Origin of the sequence: Bowmanella denitrificans, assembly GCF_002887595.1 — a bacterium.
GTDB lineage: Bacteria > Pseudomonadota > Gammaproteobacteria > Enterobacterales > Alteromonadaceae > Bowmanella > Bowmanella denitrificans.
Genome location: NZ_PEBU01000004.1, coordinates 302812 through 322528 on the forward strand (window position 1 = coordinate 302812; position 19717 = coordinate 322528).

The following is a 19717-nucleotide window of genomic DNA, read 5'->3' on the forward strand; positions in this document are numbered from 1 at the left end:
GACATCTAACTAGTTGAAAATAAATAGAATGTGGATTAGCTATGCGTTATACAGCTGAACAAAAAGTAGAAACCCGCAAGCGGATCAGTGACGCATCGGCTCGCTGCTTTCGCAGCAACGGCTTGAATGGCATTGGTATCGATGGCCTGGCGAAAGAAGCTGGGGTCACCTCCGGGGCATTTTATAAACACTTTCCGTCTAAGCTGGCCGCCTTTGAAGAAGCCATGATTGGCGGAATGCAGGAGGTGCAGGAAGCCGTCAGCCTGTTCCAGTCAAATAATGCCGATTGGTGGCCTGAATTTGCCAGGTTTTATCTGCAGGAAAAATCCACCTGCGAAGGCTCGCAAAGTTGCGGTCTGCAGAGTTTAACGCCGGATGTGGGGCGGGCCGACCCACAGATAAAATCGGCGTTTGAAGCTCAACTAAGGGAATTAGTGCAGCAAATGAACCCTGGCGAGAATAACGCCATACCGCCAGATACCTGGGCAAAACTCGCTATTCTGATGGGAGGGGTTACGCTGGCCAGGGCGGTAAATAGTCCGGCGCTGCAACAAGAGATTATTCAGGCGATTCAGCAAACGCCGTTATGTCGCCAGCAAAAGTGAGTGGGATTAGCTGCCAACTGGCGTAACAAGCGCATGTGAAAGGCGCAAAACATCAGGGTTTGGTTGCCTTTCGCTATTTTGCACATCGCGTTAGCTCTGTGTGCTAGGCCAAGCATTTCAGCCTGATTATCCTTGTTATAAAGGCAATGACTTTGATCTGCTTGTGGCTTGGCGTGCAAACAAGCTCGTTAGTACCTGTGACGTTGCCGCCATTCCCGATTTCATAAATTTCCATCTTCCCGATTCCGGGAATTTCCCCTGTTAAATGCCAGGCTGATTTTAATATTCCTTTAAATATCAATTTGTTGTGTTTTGGTATGACGCTTGCGTCTTGCATTAGCTAAGCAGCTAAACAGGTAAGGACCGATGCAATGGACGTAAAAGTGAGCCCGGTGAGGGCCATGTACAGCAAACGCTATATTTTGCCAGCTGTCACCTTGGTATTTTCTGTTTTCAGTGTCTGGCTTTATTCCCAGCCGTCGGCAAGCAGTCAGGTCGAGGTCGGGCAGTTATGGTTAGGTCAGGTCAATCAGGGGGCGTTGGCATTAGAAGTCACAGGTTTTGGTGTCTTAGAGTCCAAAGTACAGCGCTTTTTAACCGCCGCCAATGAGGCCGTGATTGAAGAGATCCTGCTAAAGCCCGGCGCGGTGGTCACACCCGACAGTGTGATCCTGACGATGTCCAACCCGGGTATCGGTCAGGCGCTGGTGCAGGCTGAGTTGGCGCTAAAGGCTGAAAAAGGCAAATTAAAACAACTGGTCCTGACTCAGGAGCGGGAAATGCTCGACGCTAATAATCAACAGGCCGAGCTTAGACTGGATCTGGATGTGGTTAAGGCCCGCTTTGAGGCGGAAACCAAGCTGGCCAATTCTGGGATAGTGACCCAACTGACCCTGCTGGAAACGCAGGCCCAAGTCAATAAATTGTCCGGGCGGCTGGCCAACAGCCAACAGCGTCTGGCGCAATTAACGCGTCTGCATCAACAGAGCCTGCAGATCCAAAAAGAGCAAATCGATGAAAAGCAAAGCCTGCTGGCCTTAGCCAAGGATCGTATGGCCCGATTGCAGGTAAAAGCCGGTATTGACGGGGTGTTACAGGCTCTGCCGGTTGAGCTTGGACAAAGTGTCAGTGTCGGCAGTCAACTGGCGCTGGTGGGCGGAACCGATGAGTTAATTGCCGTGGTGCAGGTGCCACAGCGGGATGTGCAGGGCATGATGCCGGGCATGCAGGCCAGTATTGATACTCGCGGTGGGGTGGCCGAAGGTGAGGTTCGGCTTATCGATCCTGTGGTTAAAGAGGGTAACGTCGAAGTGGAGATCGCCCTGATCGGTACCTTACCGGATAATGCCCGCCCGTCATTGAATGTGGAAGCCAGAATACGCATGGGCACGCTGCAAGACACGCTGTATATCAAGGCACCAGTAAACGTTGCCCAACATTCCCGGCATCAGGTATTTAAAGTGGATGATGAACGTCACACCGCCGAACTTACCTGGCTGGAGTTTGGTGCCAAGAGCGGCCAGTTTATTGAGATCAAATCGGGCGCGGCGCGTGACCAGCGCTTTATCTTAAGCGACATGCGTCAATACGCCGAGCAGTCGCACATTTCCCTGAATTAAGCATACAAAACCAATAAGGACATCAATATGAGCCAAGCAAACCAAGCACAAATTTGCCTGCAACTGGCCAATATCACCAAGGTATTCCGTACCCAGGAACTGGAAACCCACGCCCTGCGCGGTGTCGATCTGACCATCTACCAGGGCGATTTTATTTCCATATCCGGCCCGTCTGGTTGCGGCAAGTCATCCTTGCTGGCGATTATGGGCTTGCTGGATACCGCCAGCAGTGGCAGCTACCTGATTGACAACCAGGACGTCAGCCAGCTTGGGGTCGATGCCAGGGCCGAGATCAGAAACCGCAAGGTCGGCTTTATTTTTCAGTCTTTTAACCTTATCGATGAAATCAGCGTGTACGAGAACGTCGCACTGCCGCTGCGCTACCGTGAGGTGGATGCGTCCGGCAAAATGTTGCGTGAAGCCGAAATAGACCAGGCGGTACGCCATGCCCTGCAACAAGTGGATATGGCCCATCGGGGCGGGCATAAGCCTAACCAATTGTCGGGTGGGCAGCAGCAGCGCGTGGCCATTGCCCGGGCATTGGTCGGTTCACCCGCCATCTTATTGGTGGACGAACCGACCGGCAATCTGGACTCAAAAAACGGCGATGCGGTGATGGCCCTGCTCAAAGATCTGAACCGGGCCGGCACCACCATTTGTATGGTGACCCACGATGCCCGCTATGCCGAATTTGCCCATACCCGTTATTATTTACTTGACGGTGAAATGGTGTCTGAACACGCCTTGGCGGAGGCGAGTTAATGAAGTTACAACACGAAATTCGCCATGCTCTGGCTGGGTTACAAAATACGCCGATGTTTGTGTTTACCCTGGTGTTCACCCTGGCCCTGACCCTCGGCGCACTGATTGCTGCGTTTAACCTTAACCAGTTGATCCTGTTTAAGCCGCTGCCTTATAAACAGGCGGCGCAGCTGTATATATTGGATCAAACCGAAGTGCGCCAGGGCAAGGTCGTCAAATCCGGTGTCCAGCATATCGATTCACAAGTGCAAATGTATCGCAGCAGCCAGAACTTTCTGCACTCAGCCCTGGTACTGCGCAGCCGTGGCATTCTGGCCAGTGTGCCCAGTGAACCAAGGTTACAAACCTTATATACCACAGCCGAATTCTTTGATCTGTTAACCGTGCCCTTGGCCCTTGGCACGGGTCTGTCTGCCAGCCCGGAAATGAAAGATGCCCGGCCAGAAGCCGTGCTCAGCTATGCCACCTGGCAAAGCTACTTTGCCGCAGACCCTGATATCATCGGCCAGAGCATACAGTTTGATCACCAGCAATTTAAGGTGGTTGGTGTGCTCGATAAAGGTTTTAAAGAGCCGCAGCCCTTTGCCGAAACGGCCAGTGACATCTACTTACCGGCGGCTTACAGCCAGTTAAGCCAGCCTAACGGCACCTCGTCCACCTCTAATTTGCTGAGCCTGGTTAAGCTTACGCCGGGGCAGAATACGACCCAAGTCAATGCGCAGCTATCGGCCATTTTTAAGGATTTTTTGCAGTCGCCACAAGCGCAGTTGTACCGGGACGTGGAATTGCTGCCACGTCTGACCCGGCTAAGCGATGCGGTGAAAGGTGACGGTGTCCGGATTACGCTGATGATCCTGGCGGGCGCCGTGGTATTGCTGCTGATTGCCTTTGTTAATGTGCTCAATCTGTACCTGTCGCATATCAATAAAAAGCGGCAAGTTCTGGCTATTTGCGCCTGCCTTGGGGCCAAACCCAAAGCGCTGTTTAAGCGCCTGTTTGTTGAAAGCCTGCTATTGACCCTGGTGGCCAGCCTGTTTGCCCTGATCATCGCCGCCTGGCTATTGGTGCTGACCAAAGAGCTGGCGCAAGGCACGCTGCCGCGTTTAAATGAGCTGGGGCTGGATGTCCCGACCGTGCTATTCAGTTGCACTATTGCCGTGCTGTTAGCCGGGGCGCTGGCCTTTTTTGGCCGCTTTGCGGTCAACTATGACGGCCTTAAACAACAGTTAAACGCCAGTGGTAAAGGCACCAGCGCGCAGGTATCGCGTCGGGTCAGGTACAGCCTGATTGCATCACAGATTGCCTTGACCGGCTTGCTGATCATGATGACATCCCTGGTGCTGCAAATGAGTCTGCAAACCGCTAACCATCCATTGGGTATCGATATTGAGAACGTCATCAGTGTTGAGGTAGACCCCGGCAAAAACTACCCCAGCGCCACTCAGATCCGTACGCTTGCCACGCAAATTAAGCAGCATTTTGCTCAGTTGCCTCAGGTTGAACTGGTGGCCAATTCCCGCCATTCACCACTTAGATTCGGCCATAGTGGCACCCTTATTTACGATAGTCACCAGCAGCGCGTCGGCGGCTTTTTATATAACCGCGTGGATGAAGACTTTGTTGGATTAGTGAAGTTGCCAATGTTGCATGGCCGCAACTTTAACCGCGAAGAAGTGGCCGACCAGGCCAAGGTGGCGCTGCTCAGTCAATCCATGGCTCGGGCCATTTTTAACCGCACCGATGTAGTAGGCGAGCGTATTTACCGCGCGAAAGGGCAAGCCTTCGAGGTGGTGGGGGTGGTGGAGGATTATTTTAGTGTTTCCAATATCGACCCATATTTTTATATGCCCCTGGATGCCAGTGACATCAACCTGATGCTGAAGATCAAACCCGGCATGAGCCTGACCAAACTGGAGATCCTGCAACAGCTGCGCACGATTGACCCGAGCCTGAGAATACAGGAATACCTGCAACTGCAACGCACCGCCGCTGAACTGGTATATCAATATAGCCTGGCAGCCTGGTTGGCCGGGGGGTTAAGCCTGTTTGCCCTGCTGCTGGCCTGTACCGGGATTTATGGGGTAATCAGCTATGCCACCCAGATGCGACGCTATGAACTGGGCGTGCGTATGGCACTGGGTGCCAAACGTAAGCGTATTGTCAATATGGTGCTCAAGGATGCGATTCAGCCGATTGTTATTGGCCTGGTGAGCAGTTTTTTGCTGGCTGTGCTGCTGTACGGCATGGCCAAAAGCCAGATTGCCCAGTTAGGGCAGCCAGATGTGCTGCAGATATCCGGCGCCTTAGGGCTGTTGCTGCTGTTCTCTTTACTGGCGTGCTTTATTCCTGCCAACAGTATTGTCAGGCAGGATCCTATAAAAGCGCTCCGAAATGAGTAACTTGTAAAGGGCTCTGGGCTGTTCCGTGTTAGTATTTTACTTTGCGCAGCAGCCTGTATTTTTATCGCGACCAAGCATGCAAAACCCCAAGACCATACTTTTTATTGATGATTGCGCTGACATCAGGCTAAGTGCCCGATTCTTCTTAACCAATCATGGTTTCAACGTGGTTGAAGCCGACAGCCCAACCACCGGGCTGGACATGCTTAACCATCAGCCCGTCGATCTGGTGCTGCTGGATATGAATTACTCCCGCGACACCACATCGGGAGAAGAAGGGTTGTATTGCCTGCGCAAAATTCGTGCCTTGCACAGCCATCTGCCGGTAGTTGCCATAACTGCCTGGGCAGCGGTGGATCTGGTGGTGAAAGCCTTAAAAAGCGGGGCGCGGGATTTTATTGAAAAGCCCTGGGACAACCAGCGGCTGCTGCAAGTGATCAAGCAATCCCTGCAATTACAGCAGCTTGAACAGCATTGTTGCCCGCCAGCAAGGGAGCAGACTCAGGCAGTCAAGCTGGTGGCAAACTCCCCGGCCATGCAGTTACTGAAAAGCCGCCTGGATGAGGTGGCCCAAAAGCCGGTGACCTTGCTGCTCACCGGTGAAAACGGTACGGGTAAAAGCAGCCTGGCGCACTATATTCACCAGGCATATCAGCAGCAACATCGCGGCGGCGCTTTGGTGAGCGTCAATATGGGCGCTATTCCGGAAAACCTGTTTGAAAGTGAAATGTTCGGCCATACCAAAGGGGCGTTTACCGGTGCGGACCGGGCCAGGGTAGGGCGTTTCGAACTGGCAGAGCACGGCACCCTGTTTTTGGATGAAGTGGCCGAGATCCCGCTGCCGTCCCAGGCTAAATTGCTGCGGGTGCTGGAGTCGGGCCAGTATGAACGGGTGGGTTCCAGCGCCACCCAAACTGCCAGCGTGCGCCTGATCAGTGCCAGCAACGGCAATTTTAAACAGCTGATTAGCGAGGGGCGCTTTCGCCAGGATCTGTACTTCAGGTTAAATACCATTGAGCTGCATGTGCCGCCACTTCGCGAGCGTCGCGAAGATATTCCCGAGCTGGCCGGGCAACTGCTCGAACAATTTTGTCAGCGCTATAAAAAGCCCGGCATCAGTTTGCTGCCCTGTGCACTGGCGCTGCTGATGGCGTACCCCTTTCCCGGTAATTTACGTGAATTAAGCCATATCCTTGAGCGTGTGGTGCTGCTGTGTGAGCAAACCGATATCAGTGCAGCACTGCTGGCTGCTAACGGTATGGCGTCTGCCATTGCCGCTCCGGTGGCGTCTGCCGCGGGCGCTGAATTGCCACTGATGACCTTCGAGCAGGCCGAACGTGAGCTGCTGGATAAGGCCCTGACGCAGTGCAAGGGCCAAACCCAACAAGCCGCAGAGCTGTTGGGCATCAGCAAAAGTGCCATTTATCGTCGCTTAGAAAAATACCATATCGTCGCCAAAGATTACCTCTAGCATGCACAGGGCCAGAACATGTTGACAGTGAACAGCCTTGAGCGGCTGATTGGCATATTTTTGCTGTTGGTGAACCTGCTTATTTTAGGCCTGAGTGTGGCCTGTTTATGGCTGTTACACAGCTCTGGGCTGATGTTGGCCACCTTGTTGGTGTTATTACTGCCGGCTCAGTTGCTGGTGTCATTGTGGCTAAACAAAAAACTGCTCTGCCCATACGCTCGCATACTGGATGCGCTGGAGTCGATGAAGGTGGATGATTATTCCCTGCAGGTGCGGCCGGTGTATTGCCGTGGCATGGTCGGCAGGGTATTTGATGAAATCGGTGCGTTTTCGGCGGCGCTGAGGCAAAAAAAACGCCTGTTCGACGAGAAAAACTTACTGGTTCACAGTTTAATCAAGCAGTTGGACAGCCCGGTGCTGCTGCTGGATGAAGAGCGAAAACTGGTGCACGGCAATCAGGCCCTGTCGCGCTGGCTGGGTAAAGACTGGCGACTGGTGCGACTGAGCAAGGCAAAATCGCTGGGGCTGGTGCAAAGCGCATCGGGCTGGTTAATTGCCGATAAGCAACAGGCCAGGCAATTTAATATTCGCTCCAGCTTTTATAAGGACGAAACCGGTGAGCACCAGTTACTAATTTTTACCGATATCAGCCATGAACTGCGGGAAATGCAAATTCACTCCTGGCAGCAGATTGTCAGGGTGCTAAGCCATGAGATTAAAAACTCCTTAACCCCGATTAAATCACTGGCGCAAACTCTGGCCGAATTCAGCACCCATCAGGTGCAAAAAGACATGCTTGAAGTGATTAACCAGCGTAGTCAGAAGCTGACCGAATTTGTTGGTCGCTATAGCCAGTTAAGCCGCCAATATGCTATCCATCCGCAGCATATAGACCTGCCCGGCATGCTCGGCTCGGTCATGGCCATGTACAGCGATATTACCTTCGAGCTGCAACTGGACAGCACCCAGGTGGTCGCCGACCCGGTGCTGCTGGAACAAGTGCTGATTAACTTAATTACCAATGCACGCCAGGCCATTGCTGAGAACACGGGGGAAGGTGTGATTAAAGTCCATTGCTATAGCGCAGCTGGCGCAGTGCTTATCAGCCTGAGTGATAACGGTGTGGGTATTCAAAACCCGGATAATGTATTTGTACCCTTTTACACCACCAAGCGGGGTGGGCAGGGCATTGGTTTATTGCTGTCCCGCCAGATTATTGAGCAGCATGGCGGCCAACTGACGCTGGAAAATAATGCTGATGGAGTCGGCGCTGTTGCTTTGATTCGTTTGCCGGTGGGGTGTTGAATCTTTGATATCCTGTTGCTTATAACGCGACAGTCTCACTTCATTGATTTTCCTTAAGTAAATGAGACTGAAAGACCAAATTTTCTCGAAAGATTTTGGGCAGCTTTATGCTGGTGCGGCAGAAAAGCCGCTGGGAGGTGGCATCAAGGGGCCTAGCTGGATCTCAACGTCAGTCCAGCGCAAAGTCGGTTGCCGATACGACGTACCCTACGCGTCTCCCACTCAACCCTATCCCAGCAAGTTACCAGTCTTTTAGTAGCCCCGGAATCGATTGGAAACATCAAGCGGAGTCAAAGTGTCTTAAATCATTTCAGAGAGAGTTTCAGTCGCGCCAACACTTCACACTCTGTCCATAAATACTATGTTCTAAAAGTTCCAATAACCTCATAACCACCTCTCAATAGATAAATTTACTTTGCAGACATGCGACTATGAACGCTTGAAATTAGATGACTGAGGTAAGGCGGCTCGCTACACAATGATGAAGTTATTCTTATATTTTAGTGAGAGAAAATCAATCGGTACGACACTTTCTCCAGAATGTATCATGTTCTATTGATGCATTCCGGAAAAAGTAGTCATTATTTTAGTAAGCAGTCATTATTGAGGTGTTGATATGGGTTGTAAATGTTGTGGAAGGAAATTAAATGTTGGTATGATTCACAAAGTTGATGTAAACACAGGACAGAAATTTAAGTCCTGTCCGCACTGTTCTGATGCTAATGGTAGTGAACATGTTTTTCACCCTTATCCTGCGGCATTCGGTAAAACTCCCGCACGAAAGACGGCTAGAAACCCTGAAGGGTTTCAAAGCTATTGTTATGACTGCAGAAGCTTACCGAAAGGTGTCACTTCTCGTGCACATGTGAATGGAAAGTTTTGTAGTAGTTTAGATTAGGTTTTGAATGAATATTTTTCGAGATGATGCCGTCTCATGGTTATCTACGCTGGCTGATTCCAGCGTAGACCTTATTATCACTGACCCCCCTTATGAGTCATTAGAGAAGCATCGAAAAATTGGTACGACAACAAGATTGAAAATTAGTAAGAGCTCTAATAATCAGTGGTTTGAAATTTTCCCTAATCATCGATTTGAAGTCTTTCTTAAAGAAATATATCGCGTACTAAAAAGGAACTCACATTTCTATATTTTTTGTGATCAGGAAACAATGTTTGTCCTCAAGCCTATAGCAGAAAAGATAGGGTTTAAATTCTGGAAGCCTATTGTATGGGATAAAGTGAGTATTGGAATGGGATATCACTATAGGGCAAGGTATGAGTTCATTCTTTTCTTTGAAAAAGGAAAAAGAAAATTAAAAGATCTTAGTGTTCCAGATATATTGGAGTCAAAAAGAGTTTACAGAGGATATCCTACAGAAAAACCCGTAGAGTTATTGGAAATTTTGATTTCACAAAGTTCAGAATCAGGTGAAATTGTGGTTGACCCATTTTTTGGCTCTGGCTCTACTTTGATCGCCGCTCAAAACCTTGGAAGAATAGCTTATGGGTGCGATAAATCTTCACTGGCTCATGATTTTCTTGCTGAAAGGCTATTAAAATTGATGCCAATTGTTCAATAACGATAGGCCATAGCAGGTAGGCTTCTGCTTATCAGGGGCAGGGTCATTGATATTGGTAACTGGTGAGCTTGGCCAAAGCTTTGAGCAAAGTGGCTTGGGCCGCTTAAGGGGTGCATAGATCTATTTAACAATTAATTGGGCCATGTACGAACAACCAACTTTTGGCTGTAGCAAGTGCGAGGATTTTGGCGCATATGTCACTTTGTGATAACGGATTTAAGCTGTGTTAGTAAAGTTTCAGATATGGAGCGGTAGAACGGCAAAGGTACTGAACATCGCAGCTTCGCCGTCTAATAATATTGTTAGCCGGTCAAGGCAGCTTAAGCGCACATCATTAAAAACCAATAAATGAGGATATGACATGGAATCTAACCACTTTCTCTCACGCGGTGAGAGTGTACGAGTCAACTTTAACATCCAGTCGGGGTCTTTGATTCTCGAAAGTTTGCATGGACTTAAGATATTTCACGTTGAAAGCAACGCATGGAAAGAATTTATTATTAATACGCCAGTTCAAGCCCCTCTCCCGTATGAAGGTTTGGTTCGAATTCAAGCGCTAGAGGCTGGTAAGAGCAAAGCCACGCTGATCCATGTTAATACTGACGGAGATGAAATAGATAGAATTGAAGTCAATGTCGATGTTTGCAGGGTTTCTATAAGGAATGATAGTGATCGCGATGGGGATATAGATTTAATTGACACAGGAAATGATAGTTGGGTGTGGGGTAACAACCAAAGAGGTGCAATAGCCCTAGTAAATAATGATCTAGAAATCAACGAACATGACCCGTCAGGTAGCTACTATTCAGAATGGTCTAAATTAATAGTAGAAGATACGCTACTTGATGAGTTTCCTCAGGATGTATTTCTGACTCTGGCAACAACTGAGGGTGCCGCCTCAAGGTTTACGGTTTATGCCAAATCAAGTAATGGGGATTATGAAAGGATTTTAGGAGTAGACCCGTCTGGAGAAAATGAAACACTAATATACTCGCCTCCGCTTTCTACGAAAGGCCAAGACCTGTATCTAGAGGCACATGAATATCCCAGTGCAAACTTTGAAGGGTTGATCACATTAGAAATATTGTTGGTGAAAGGGCAGAACGTCATTTCAAGTGACTCTGTAGTTTATAGGGTTGCTCCATGGATTATGACTCCCAACACACTCCCACCTGTTCGTGTATTTACGTGCAGGATTGTTAGTGGGGAAAATACAAATGAAAAGTTTTTAGAAAGTCTCACTGAAGCTTTAGATAATATCAATGTCCCTTTAACGATAATTGAGCCACAGGACCATCTTGGAGACAGGTGGATTCAAGATGAAATTGAGTTTGGTTATGTTCAAGGGGCTACACATGTGTTGCCAGTGGTTATGGATAGCCCGAGAGATCGAGGATTAGATGGATTTCCTGAAAAAGAGCTATTAGGTGAGGACTTTGGTCATTTTCAAGTCGGCGGGAGCGCTCCGAATTCTCTAGATTCATTTGGCAATTTAGAAGTTAGCCCACCAGTTTCAGTCAATGGAAGAAATTATCCTTTCGGCAGAATTGTGTTTGGCGGCAAGAAATATGGAGATTATTCTGATTCTAATAGGCAAATGATGCCTCAATTAAGGAAATTTTTATATTCTCAAAAAGTCCAATCACCTTTCGAGGTGTATACAGATTGGTTAACGGTTGGGCATGTTGATGAAATTGTCTGCTTCGTTCCCGCTGTGAATGACATAGGTTTTCAGGTTCTAGTGGCATCTCCAGGGAGAGCAAAAGCTATTTTAGAACGGCTGTCGCTTAATGGGTACGGAAGCGTCACCATGTTTGAGGGAATGAAGCGAGGTGAGCCAGGAAGCCCTGAATCTGCTGAAATCACTGTTGATGAACTGCTAAATGATGGAGTGTTTTGGCAGAATAATGACAATTATCAAAATATCATGGATACCAACATCTCAATCATTAAACGTGAATTAGGGGTTGATGATGTTCATGTGGTACAGATACCCGTTCTTTTCCACCCTACTGGAGCCAACAGAACTGCAGCATATTTCCCTGACATGGTAAATCACCTTGTCATCAACAATGTAAGCATAGTCCCAAAGCCACACGGGCCTATTATTGATGGTGAGTGTATATTCGAAAAAGCATTTAAGGATGCAGTTCCGGAACGAGATGTTGTGTTCATAGAGGATTGGTATTCTTATCATGAAATGCTTGGCGAGGTACATTGCGGTACAAACATTCAGCGCAAGCCATTTAATAATAAGACTTGGTGGTCATATAAGCCAGATGGTGGTTATGACATATAAAATCGGCTAACAAAACCATCCACCGGACGCGCCAAAGGCGCGCGCCGGTGATGGTAAACGTGAGCCTGCAGAAAAAAATCGGAAGAATTTTTGAGCCAATAGCAGAAACTAAATTCCAGTAAAAAGAAAATCCAGCGCGGAAATAATATCGTCTCTGTTGAGCAGCAAGCTACCTTCTTTACTCTTTAAAAAAGATAATGAAACCGTTGTGATTTGATGGGTAAGCAATGCAAATGGCTGGTTATTGATCTCAATAATTGGACAAAGGTTTTTCGGAAACGAGTTGGCATCCAGGGCTGGGGAAATCGGAATTACAACCCGGCTGTTAAGCTCTTCAAGCAGGCCGGTTTGTACGTCAACAAAATAGGGGTAGGTGTTTCGGCTAGCTGGATCTGTGTTGGCATATAAGTCGTATTGCTTCATCAGAATCCACGATGCTTATCGGCAAACAGGCCATTTGCTTCGGCTAAGGTATTACAGTTTTCAATCGCCTGCTTATTTTCAGCCTGCCATGCCCGCCGCTTGCTTTGTCTGACTTCTGCTTCCAATGCCCGTTCCATTGTGGCAGACAGATTGACTTTTAAACTTTTGGCTTCAGCTAATAAGCTACTGTTTATGCTTAAGTTTGTTGCCTTTTTAGGGGCATCTTTATCAAATAATTCACGCATCGCCAGTGCCTCGCATAATAAATGCGTATAAATTATGCGCATGGTAGCAAGGGGCAATTAACTAGGCAAGGCTGAGCCCCCCCATGCACTTGTTTTGTTAATAGCTCTTGAGCCAACCAAGACCGTGATGCATAGATTTCAGTGTGCCCAAATGGAAACATGGCTTATCACAGAGAATGGTCTATTTAGGACTTAATTGTAGGTAGTTACTCGCTACTTTGCTCATAAACCACTGCATGCTCAGCCCTAAAGCCTCCATAGGATAAGTTACTTTTGAAATAGAGACTAAGTTAACTTTTGGTTAGAAATTAAAAATTTTCATTGACAGCGATGTCATTGGTGATTAGGTTAAAAAAACACCAGTGTTGATGGGTTGGATATCACAACTCTCTATTGGTATGAAGTATGGTGGTTGGCTTCTAGAGCCTATCATTTTATGGCTAGGGCAGGCTGATAGTAATCAGTTCGTTTATTTTATGCCCATCTCTAAATGTAACAATTCTACTGAATAGATTCTAATTCTCTACAACCTGAAAAATGCAAGACATTTGTCTGCAGGATTAGCAACGACAAAGTTGATACGTAAATATAAAGTTTGTTTGAGGGAAGCAATGATGAATTCAATAAAGAAAATCTCCTTTGCATTAACAGCGTTTGTTTCATTAAGTACACATGCAGCAATAATCCAACATACCAATGTTCAGTCATTCTACGATACAGTTGGCAGCGGAGTGATTGAACAAAATTTCGAAAGTTATGCTTCTGGTAGTTTATTGCCCAATGGAGCAGCAATTGGAGATTATGAGCTCCACCATAGTATGACTAGTTTTGAGTTAGTTGTTGAAAATGTTTGGGATACATCATCAGGCGGTAACTATTTAGGAACAACAGATGGTGGTGTTTTTCAAGATTTGTTTGGTGTTCTAGAGTTTAGTTTTTTTGAGCCCATTGATGCATTTAGTATTTTCCTCAGTATGTCTGACTATCCATGGCCAGGCGAGTGGTTCTTGTCTGTTAATGGTATATCGTATGGGTTAGATCCTGCATCCGTTATTCAACAATATTCTGATGGAGGATATGGCGTTCATTTGTCAATAACAGCAAGTGCTGGGGATTCATTCAAACAAGTCTCGCTTCGCACGGTAAACGATGGTCAAAATAATGGAAATGCGGTTGTTGAGAAAACAAAACACCGGATCGCCGTCAACATATCTGAACCCGGTAATGTATTTGTAATCGGTATCGGCCTGATCCTATTGATGACCAGGTATCGCAGTTTATTTGAAAGATAAAATTCTGTTTGAAAATATCGACACTTAAATTTCTATATGTCTTACTTAAGGGAAATAATATGAAGAAGGCAATATTAATAGCGACATTGCTGCTGGGCCATGTTTCAGTTTCTGATTTGGTAAATGCACAAGAACGCCCCAGTGTTCAGGGGAATTACGATAAAATCAATGCTCTTACAGATAGACTTGATGCTCTTGAGCACCAAGTTACTCAGATGCAAGACATTGTTGACAACGTAGCTATTGGGGGGCCAAGAACTTGGAGTGATGTTACCGCTTTACGAAACTGGAATGTAGAATATACCAACGATACCCTTGGTGATATGGTTGTAGCCATACTTGTCAGTCAAAATGGATGCTGTGAGGGGCAGGATGTTGTTTATTTTGAGGTAAGGGATCCTAGTAACAGTAGTTATCAAAGATTGTCTCACGCAAAGGTATCGAGACGATTTAATGAGCAAGGTGATTCTTTGATTGGTGTAGTACCAGCAGGGTACTACTACAGACTGCTCAGAGCGACGTCCCGCGCTAGTCTTGATAAATGGCATGAGTTAAGTCACTAAATAGATTTTCGAGACAAAAAAGCCTGCTGATAAGCAGGCTTTTTTGTACAAGCAGTTTCTGCTAGGACGATAGTTAAAACGAAATACCGCCTCAATTTCTTATAGGGCTAAGCGCCTCACACCTAACCCCTCACACCTAACAATCTACTTCACTTCTTCCCCGGCAGCCTGGCGGTCAGCATGGTAGCTGGAGCGTACCATTGGGCCACAGGCGGCGTGGCTGAAGCCAAGCTCGTAGGCGGTGTCGCGCAGGGCGTCAAATTCACTGGGGTGCACGTAGCGTTTCACCGGGAAATGGTGGCGGCTGGGTTGCAGATACTGGCCGAGGGTCAGCATATCGACGTTATGCTCACGTAGGTCTTTCAGAACCTCGGCCATTTCCTGCTGGTCTTCGCCCATGCCCATCATCAGGCCGGATTTGGTCATAATCTCTGGGTGCTGCTCTTTAAACTTACGCAGCAACTCCAGTGACCATTTGTAGTTAGCGCCCGGGCGGCATTCACGGTACAAGCGTGGAATGGTTTCCAGGTTGTGGTTAAACACATCGGGTACGCCGTTTTTAAAGATTTCCAGCGCGGTGTCCATACGGCCGCGGAAGTCCGGCACCAGTACTTCAATTTTGGTGCTGGGGCTGTGTTTGCGGATGGCGTTAATACAGTCAACAAAGTGCTGGGCACCGCCGTCTCGCAGATCGTCGCGGTCTACCGAGGTGATCACCACGTATTTCAGCTTCATTTCGGCAATCGTGGTGGCCAGCTTTTCCGGCTCTTCGGCACTGGGTGGCAGTGGTTTACCATGGGCTACGTCGCAGAATGGGCAACGGCGGGTACAGATGTCGCCAAGGATCATAAAGGTGGCGGTACCGTGGGTAAAACACTCAGACAGGTTAGGGCAACTGGCTTCTTCACAGACCGAGTGCAGGTTGTTCTTGCGCATAATGTTTTTTATGCGGTCGATCCCTTCGGTACTGGAAGGCAACTTGATTTTGATCCAGTCGGGCTTGCGCAGCATCTGCTCCCGCTCGGTGGGGATGATGGTGACAGGGATATGTTTCATTTTGTCTTCGTCGCGCAGTTTTACACCTGCTTCGACACGTACTGCTTTAGTCATCAAAACCTTCCCGATAGTCTGTCTGTTCAATCTTGATTAGCCGGCAAAATGCCTGGCTTAACAACTTACCTGCCTCTGGCAGATTGTCCGGCCCGCCGAGTTGCGCGCAGTGTATCATTTCCAACCCGGCATAGCCGCATGGATTTATACGCTGAAACGGCCCCAGATCCATATTGATATTTAGCGCCAGGCCGTGAAATGAGCAGCCCTTGCGAATGCGCAGGCCCACGGAGCAAATTTTACGCCCGTCTACATATACCCCTGGGGCATCGGCCTTGGGGTAGGCGTTTACACCATAAGGTTTTAGCAATTCCACCACGGATTGTTCCAGCGCGGTTACCAGATCGCGCACGCCGATTTTCAGGCGTTTGAGATTCAGTAGTACATACATCATTTGCTGGCCGGGGCCGTGATAGGTAACCTGGCCGCCGCGGTCTACTTTTACCACCGGAATATCGCCGGGAGCCAATAGATGTTCTTCCTTACCGGCCTGGCCCTGGGTAAACACCGCGTTATGTTCAACCAGCCAGATTTCATCCTGCTGCTCGACACCGCGTTGGTCGGTAAAGTTTTGCATGGCATGCCAGATGGGCGCGTAGTCCTGGCGCCCCAACTGACGAATAATCAGGCTTGGCGTACTCACGATTTAGAGTACCATCCGTACCAGTTCCAGTTTGCCCAGTTCGATATACACCGACTCCATATGCTCCTTGCTGGTCACACGTACATCAATGGACACCGAATGGTAATTGCCCTTAGTGCTGGGGCGGATGCTGGGATTATAGTCATCCGGTGCCAGTAGCTGCAGGCAGGCCACCACATCCTCAGGCAGGCGCTCATGGGCAACACCCAGCACTTTAAAGGTTTGATAGCAGGGGAACTCCAGCAGTTCATCAAAACGGGTTTCCATTTAAGGCTCCAATCAAATCGCAATGGCCTGTAAATGGCGACGCCGGGCCTGGTTATCAAGCCCGGTTTTGCTGTTACAGGGATAGTGGGCGAAGTATACCTAAAAGGCGCGAATTGGCCCAGCCCGGCCAGCGGACATAGTAGGCAGGTTGTCAGCTTTGCTTGTCAGTGGAATCATTTTTACCACGAAATATACGAAGGGATCATACCATCTCAATTCAAAGACACTTGTCATCTTCATGTTCTTAGTGTCTCTCCTGGTGAGAAAAAAACGCCAATTAAACCACGAAGAGCACGAAGCACACGAAGGGGGGAGTCGCCATCATTATAGAAACGGCCTTTTACTTCGTGTTCTTAGTGTCCTTCGTGGTTAGTAAAAAACACCAATTAAACACCAAGAACACGAAGGGCAGAAGTTGTCGCCATGCCGACTCATTTCATCTTAGTGTTCTCTGTGTCCTTCGTGGTGAGTAAAAAACGCTAACTAAACCACGAAGCACGAAGTACACGAAGGGTTATAGGACGAATCTTTTCAGGCCATCTTTTAGTTTCAGAGCGTTGAAATTTATCAATAAACCTTTCTTGATATTGGCCAGTCTCATGTAGGTAAGTAGTTGAGCTTTGTGAATGTCCTTGACCTGTTCAACGCTCTTAAGCTCAAGGATAAGCTTGTTATCTACCAACATGTCGATTCTGTACCCACAATCTAGACAAAAGCCTTTGTATTCGATCGGCAATTGATGTTGAAGCTTGAATTCTACGCCGTTTAAACGCAGTTCGTGAGCTAGGCATTGCTCATAGGTTGATTCAAGCAAGCCAGGTCCGAGTTCCTTGTGTACTTCGATTGCGCAACCAATCACCTTGTTTGAAAGTGTTTCGAATTCCATTTTCTTAGTTCCTTTTTGGCTTAGTATCTAGTGCTCGGTAATTCACGCTCTAACATCCACAAAGAGCATGATGAAGATAGTGGCTTTCGTGGTGAGTAAAAAAACACCAATTAAACATCAAGAACACGAAGCACACGAAGGGCAGAAGTTATCTCCATGCCGACTCATTTCATCTTAGTGTTCGTGGTAAATGATAGATGCTTTTATAAACATGAGGGGCTCGAAGCACTTGATGGAATGTCGTTTTCTCTGTTTTAAGACGTCTTTTACTTCGTGTTCTTAGTGTCCTTCGTGGTGAGTAAAAAAACGCCAATTAAACCACCAAGAGCACGAAGCACACGAAGGGCAGAAATTATCGCAATGCCGACTCATCTCATCATAGTGTTCTCTGCGCTCTTCGTGTTCTTAGTGTCCTTCGTGGTGAGTAAAAAAACACCAATTAAACACCAAGAGCACGAAGCACAGAATTTATCGCCATGCCGACTCATCTCATCATAGTGTTCTCTGTGCTCTTCGTGTTCTCTGTGGTTAGATCACAAGGGCTATCAGCAGCGGTGGCAGAGATAGTTGTCTGGCATAAAGTGTTCGCTGCTGGCTTCCTGAATATAAGGCCGGTAGCTGGCCGGGTAGGGCGCCTGTAAAAATGCCCCGGCGGTAGGGTAGGGAAACAGTTCATCCAATCTGGCTACCCGTTGCTGGTCAATACGCCGCTGCACATGGCTGCGATTAACCATTGAAGGGCTGGCAAGGCCCGCCGATGAGGCAATATCCACCGCCGCATGCACGGTCTCTTTATGAAAACGGGCCACCCGATGGCCCTTATCCTGCACATCCAGGCCCTTAATCAGTTTAGGATTTTGTGTGGTAATGCCGGTCGGGCAGCGGTTGCTATTGCATTCCAGCGAATGCACGCAGCCCAGCGCCAGCATCATACCGCGGGCGCTGTTGCAAAGGTCGGCCCCCAGGGCCAGATTGCGTACCAGGTGAAAGGCCGAAAAGACCTTGCCCGAGGCAATAATGCGAATGTCGTCGCGCAGGTTAAAGCCAATCAGGCAATCTTCCACAAAGGCAATGGCATCGCGTAGCGGCATGCCCACCGAATTACTGTATTCCAGCGGCGCCGCACCGGTGCCCCCTTCGCCGCCATCCACGGTAATAAAATCCGCTTGAATACCGGTTTCTACCATGGCCTTGCACAGGCCGATAAATTCACTTTGACGGCCAATACACAGCTTAAAGCCGACCGGCTTACCGCCGGATTTTTCCCGCAGCAGGCGGATAAAATGCATCATCTCAATGGGGGTGGAAAAGGCCGAATGGGCCGAAGGTGAAATCACATCGGTATGGGCCTGTACATGGCGAATCCGGGCAATCTCATCGGTATTTTTACTGGCTGGCAATATACCGCCATGGCCGGGTTTAGCGCCCTGACTGAGCTTGATTTCAATCATCTTAACCACGTCCTGCCCGGCCTTTTCGGCAAAAGTGTCGGGGCAGAATTTGCCTTCACTGTCACGGCACCCAAAATAGCCGGTACCAATTTGCCAGACCAAGTCGCCACCATGCTCCAGATGATAATCAGAAATGCCGCCTTCGCCGGTGTTGTGGTAAAAGCTGCCCATCTTTGCGCCCTTATTCAGGGCGCGGATGGCATTATTACTCAGCGCGCCAAAGCTCATGGCAGAGACATTTAAAATGCTGGCCGAATAGGGCTTAAGGCAGTCTTTGCCGCCAATCTTTACTCTGGGCGAGCAGTCCAGCTCATGAATATTGCGCGCTGCAATGGAATGGCTGATCCATTCATAGCCGGACTCATAGGTATTGATTTTGGTGCCGTAGGGCAGGGTGTCCAGGTCGCCCTTGGCGCGCTGATAGACAATGCTGCGAAACATGCGATTAATCGGCGTGCCGTCCAAATCAGATTCAATCAGATATTGGCGGGCAAAGGGCCGCAGGCTTTCCATCATCCAGCGGCCGCGGCCAATCAGCGGGAAATTGCGGCGAATACTGTGCTCGGTTTGCAGCATATCCTGAAGGCCGATGGCGAAGGTCAGCGCCAGAGGCACCAGCAACCAGATAACCCAGCCCCAGCTTTGCGCCAGTAGCAGCAGGGCAATCGCCATTAACAAATGTGAGACAATAAAGGCACTACGCATGGTCTTTCCGGGTATTGCTTTTTTGCCCAGCTTAAACGGCAAAGCCTTGGTGTGCCAAGGGTTTATGAGTTATTTAGATTGATGCAGAACAA

Annotated in this window: 17 protein-coding genes; 10 read left to right on the top strand and 7 right to left on the bottom strand. The window is 48.4% G+C overall.

The annotated features are described in order from the left end of the window. Positions 1–41: 41 nt before the first annotated feature. The 8 genes from CSR04_RS10350 to CSR04_RS10395 all read left to right on the top strand — a co-directional run bounded on the left by CSR04_RS10350 (position 42) and on the right by CSR04_RS10395 (position 12040). Positions 42–605: a TetR/AcrR family transcriptional regulator gene (locus CSR04_RS10350; protein WP_102796210.1), complete on the top strand. Its 564-nt coding sequence runs from the start codon at positions 42–44 to the stop codon at positions 603–605. A 371-nt stretch (positions 606–976) separates the two neighbouring features. Beyond that, positions 977–2224: an HlyD family secretion protein gene (locus CSR04_RS10360; protein WP_102796212.1), complete on the top strand. Its 1248-nt coding sequence runs from the start codon at positions 977–979 to the stop codon at positions 2222–2224. A 27-nt stretch (positions 2225–2251) separates the two neighbouring features. Further along, positions 2252–2986 (top strand): ABC transporter ATP-binding protein, encoded by a 735-nt coding sequence (locus tag CSR04_RS10365; protein ID WP_102796213.1) that lies wholly within the window; start codon positions 2252–2254, stop codon positions 2984–2986. Further along, positions 2986–5385 carry an ABC transporter permease gene (locus CSR04_RS10370; protein WP_102796214.1) on the top strand — a complete coding sequence of 800 codons (2400 nt, stop codon included), beginning with the start codon at positions 2986–2988 and terminating at the stop codon, positions 5383–5385. Before CSR04_RS10365 ends, CSR04_RS10370 begins: the two co-directional genes overlap by 1 nt. Before the next feature lie 76 nt (positions 5386–5461). Beyond that, positions 5462–6856: a sigma-54-dependent transcriptional regulator gene (locus CSR04_RS10375; RefSeq protein WP_102796215.1), complete on the top strand. Its 1395-nt coding sequence runs from the start codon at positions 5462–5464 to the stop codon at positions 6854–6856. A gap of 18 nt (positions 6857–6874) precedes the next feature. Further along, the gene (locus tag CSR04_RS10380) at positions 6875–8161 is read left to right on the top strand and encodes a sensor histidine kinase (protein ID WP_102796216.1); all 1287 of its coding nucleotides are present in this window, start codon (positions 6875–6877) and stop codon (positions 8159–8161) included. A gap of 905 nt (positions 8162–9066) precedes the next feature. Beyond that, positions 9067–9741: a DNA-methyltransferase gene (locus CSR04_RS10390; RefSeq protein WP_102796218.1), complete on the top strand. Its 675-nt coding sequence runs from the start codon at positions 9067–9069 to the stop codon at positions 9739–9741. 361 nt (positions 9742–10102) lie between these two features. After that, positions 10103–12040, top strand: a complete 1938-nt coding sequence (locus tag CSR04_RS10395; protein WP_102796219.1) for a protein-arginine deiminase family protein — start codon at positions 10103–10105, stop codon at positions 12038–12040. 108 nt (positions 12041–12148) lie between these two features. Here CSR04_RS10395 and CSR04_RS10400 read toward each other — a convergent pair whose 3' ends face one another. Both CSR04_RS10400 and CSR04_RS10405 read right to left on the bottom strand, forming a co-directional pair. Further along, positions 12149–12463 carry a CcdB family protein gene (locus CSR04_RS10400; protein WP_102796220.1) on the bottom strand — a complete coding sequence of 105 codons (315 nt, stop codon included), beginning with the start codon at positions 12461–12463 and terminating at the stop codon, positions 12149–12151. After that, complete coding sequence (locus CSR04_RS10405; protein WP_102796221.1) at positions 12463–12708, bottom strand: type II toxin-antitoxin system CcdA family antitoxin; 246 nt, start codon at positions 12706–12708, stop codon at positions 12463–12465. The genes CSR04_RS10400 and CSR04_RS10405 overlap by 1 nt, the downstream gene beginning before the upstream one ends. Positions 12709–13319: 611 nt before the next feature. Between CSR04_RS10405 and CSR04_RS10410 the strand changes: the two genes are divergently transcribed. Both CSR04_RS10410 and CSR04_RS10415 read left to right on the top strand, forming a co-directional pair. Further along, a complete protein-coding gene (locus tag CSR04_RS10410; protein ID WP_146027147.1) occupies positions 13320–14000 on the top strand; it encodes a hypothetical protein in 681 nt (226 codons plus the stop codon). Between the two features lie 59 nt (positions 14001–14059). Then, a complete protein-coding gene (locus tag CSR04_RS10415; RefSeq protein WP_102796223.1) occupies positions 14060–14563 on the top strand; it encodes a hypothetical protein in 504 nt (167 codons plus the stop codon). A gap of 144 nt (positions 14564–14707) precedes the next feature. Here CSR04_RS10415 and lipA read toward each other — a convergent pair whose 3' ends face one another. The 5 genes from lipA to CSR04_RS10440 form a co-directional block, all read right to left on the bottom strand. After that, positions 14708–15673, bottom strand: coding sequence for a lipoyl synthase (gene lipA, locus CSR04_RS10420; protein ID WP_102796224.1), 966 nt, complete (start codon positions 15671–15673; stop codon positions 14708–14710). After that, complete coding sequence (lipB, locus tag CSR04_RS10425; protein WP_245921532.1) at positions 15666–16250, bottom strand: lipoyl(octanoyl) transferase LipB; 585 nt, start codon at positions 16248–16250, stop codon at positions 15666–15668. Before lipB ends, lipA begins: the two co-directional genes overlap by 8 nt. A 69-nt stretch (positions 16251–16319) precedes the next feature. Then, entirely contained in the window at positions 16320–16583 is a 264-nt protein-coding gene (gene ybeD / locus CSR04_RS10430) for a DUF493 family protein YbeD (protein WP_102796226.1), read from the bottom strand. Positions 16584–17097: 514 nt separating this feature from the next. Next, positions 17098–17469, bottom strand: coding sequence for a GxxExxY protein (locus CSR04_RS10435; protein WP_102796227.1), 372 nt, complete (start codon positions 17467–17469; stop codon positions 17098–17100). A 545-nt stretch (positions 17470–18014) separates the two neighbouring features. After that, positions 18015–19625: an FMN-binding glutamate synthase family protein gene (locus CSR04_RS10440; protein ID WP_102796228.1), complete on the bottom strand. Its 1611-nt coding sequence runs from the start codon at positions 19623–19625 to the stop codon at positions 18015–18017. Positions 19626–19717: the final 92 nt, after the last annotated feature.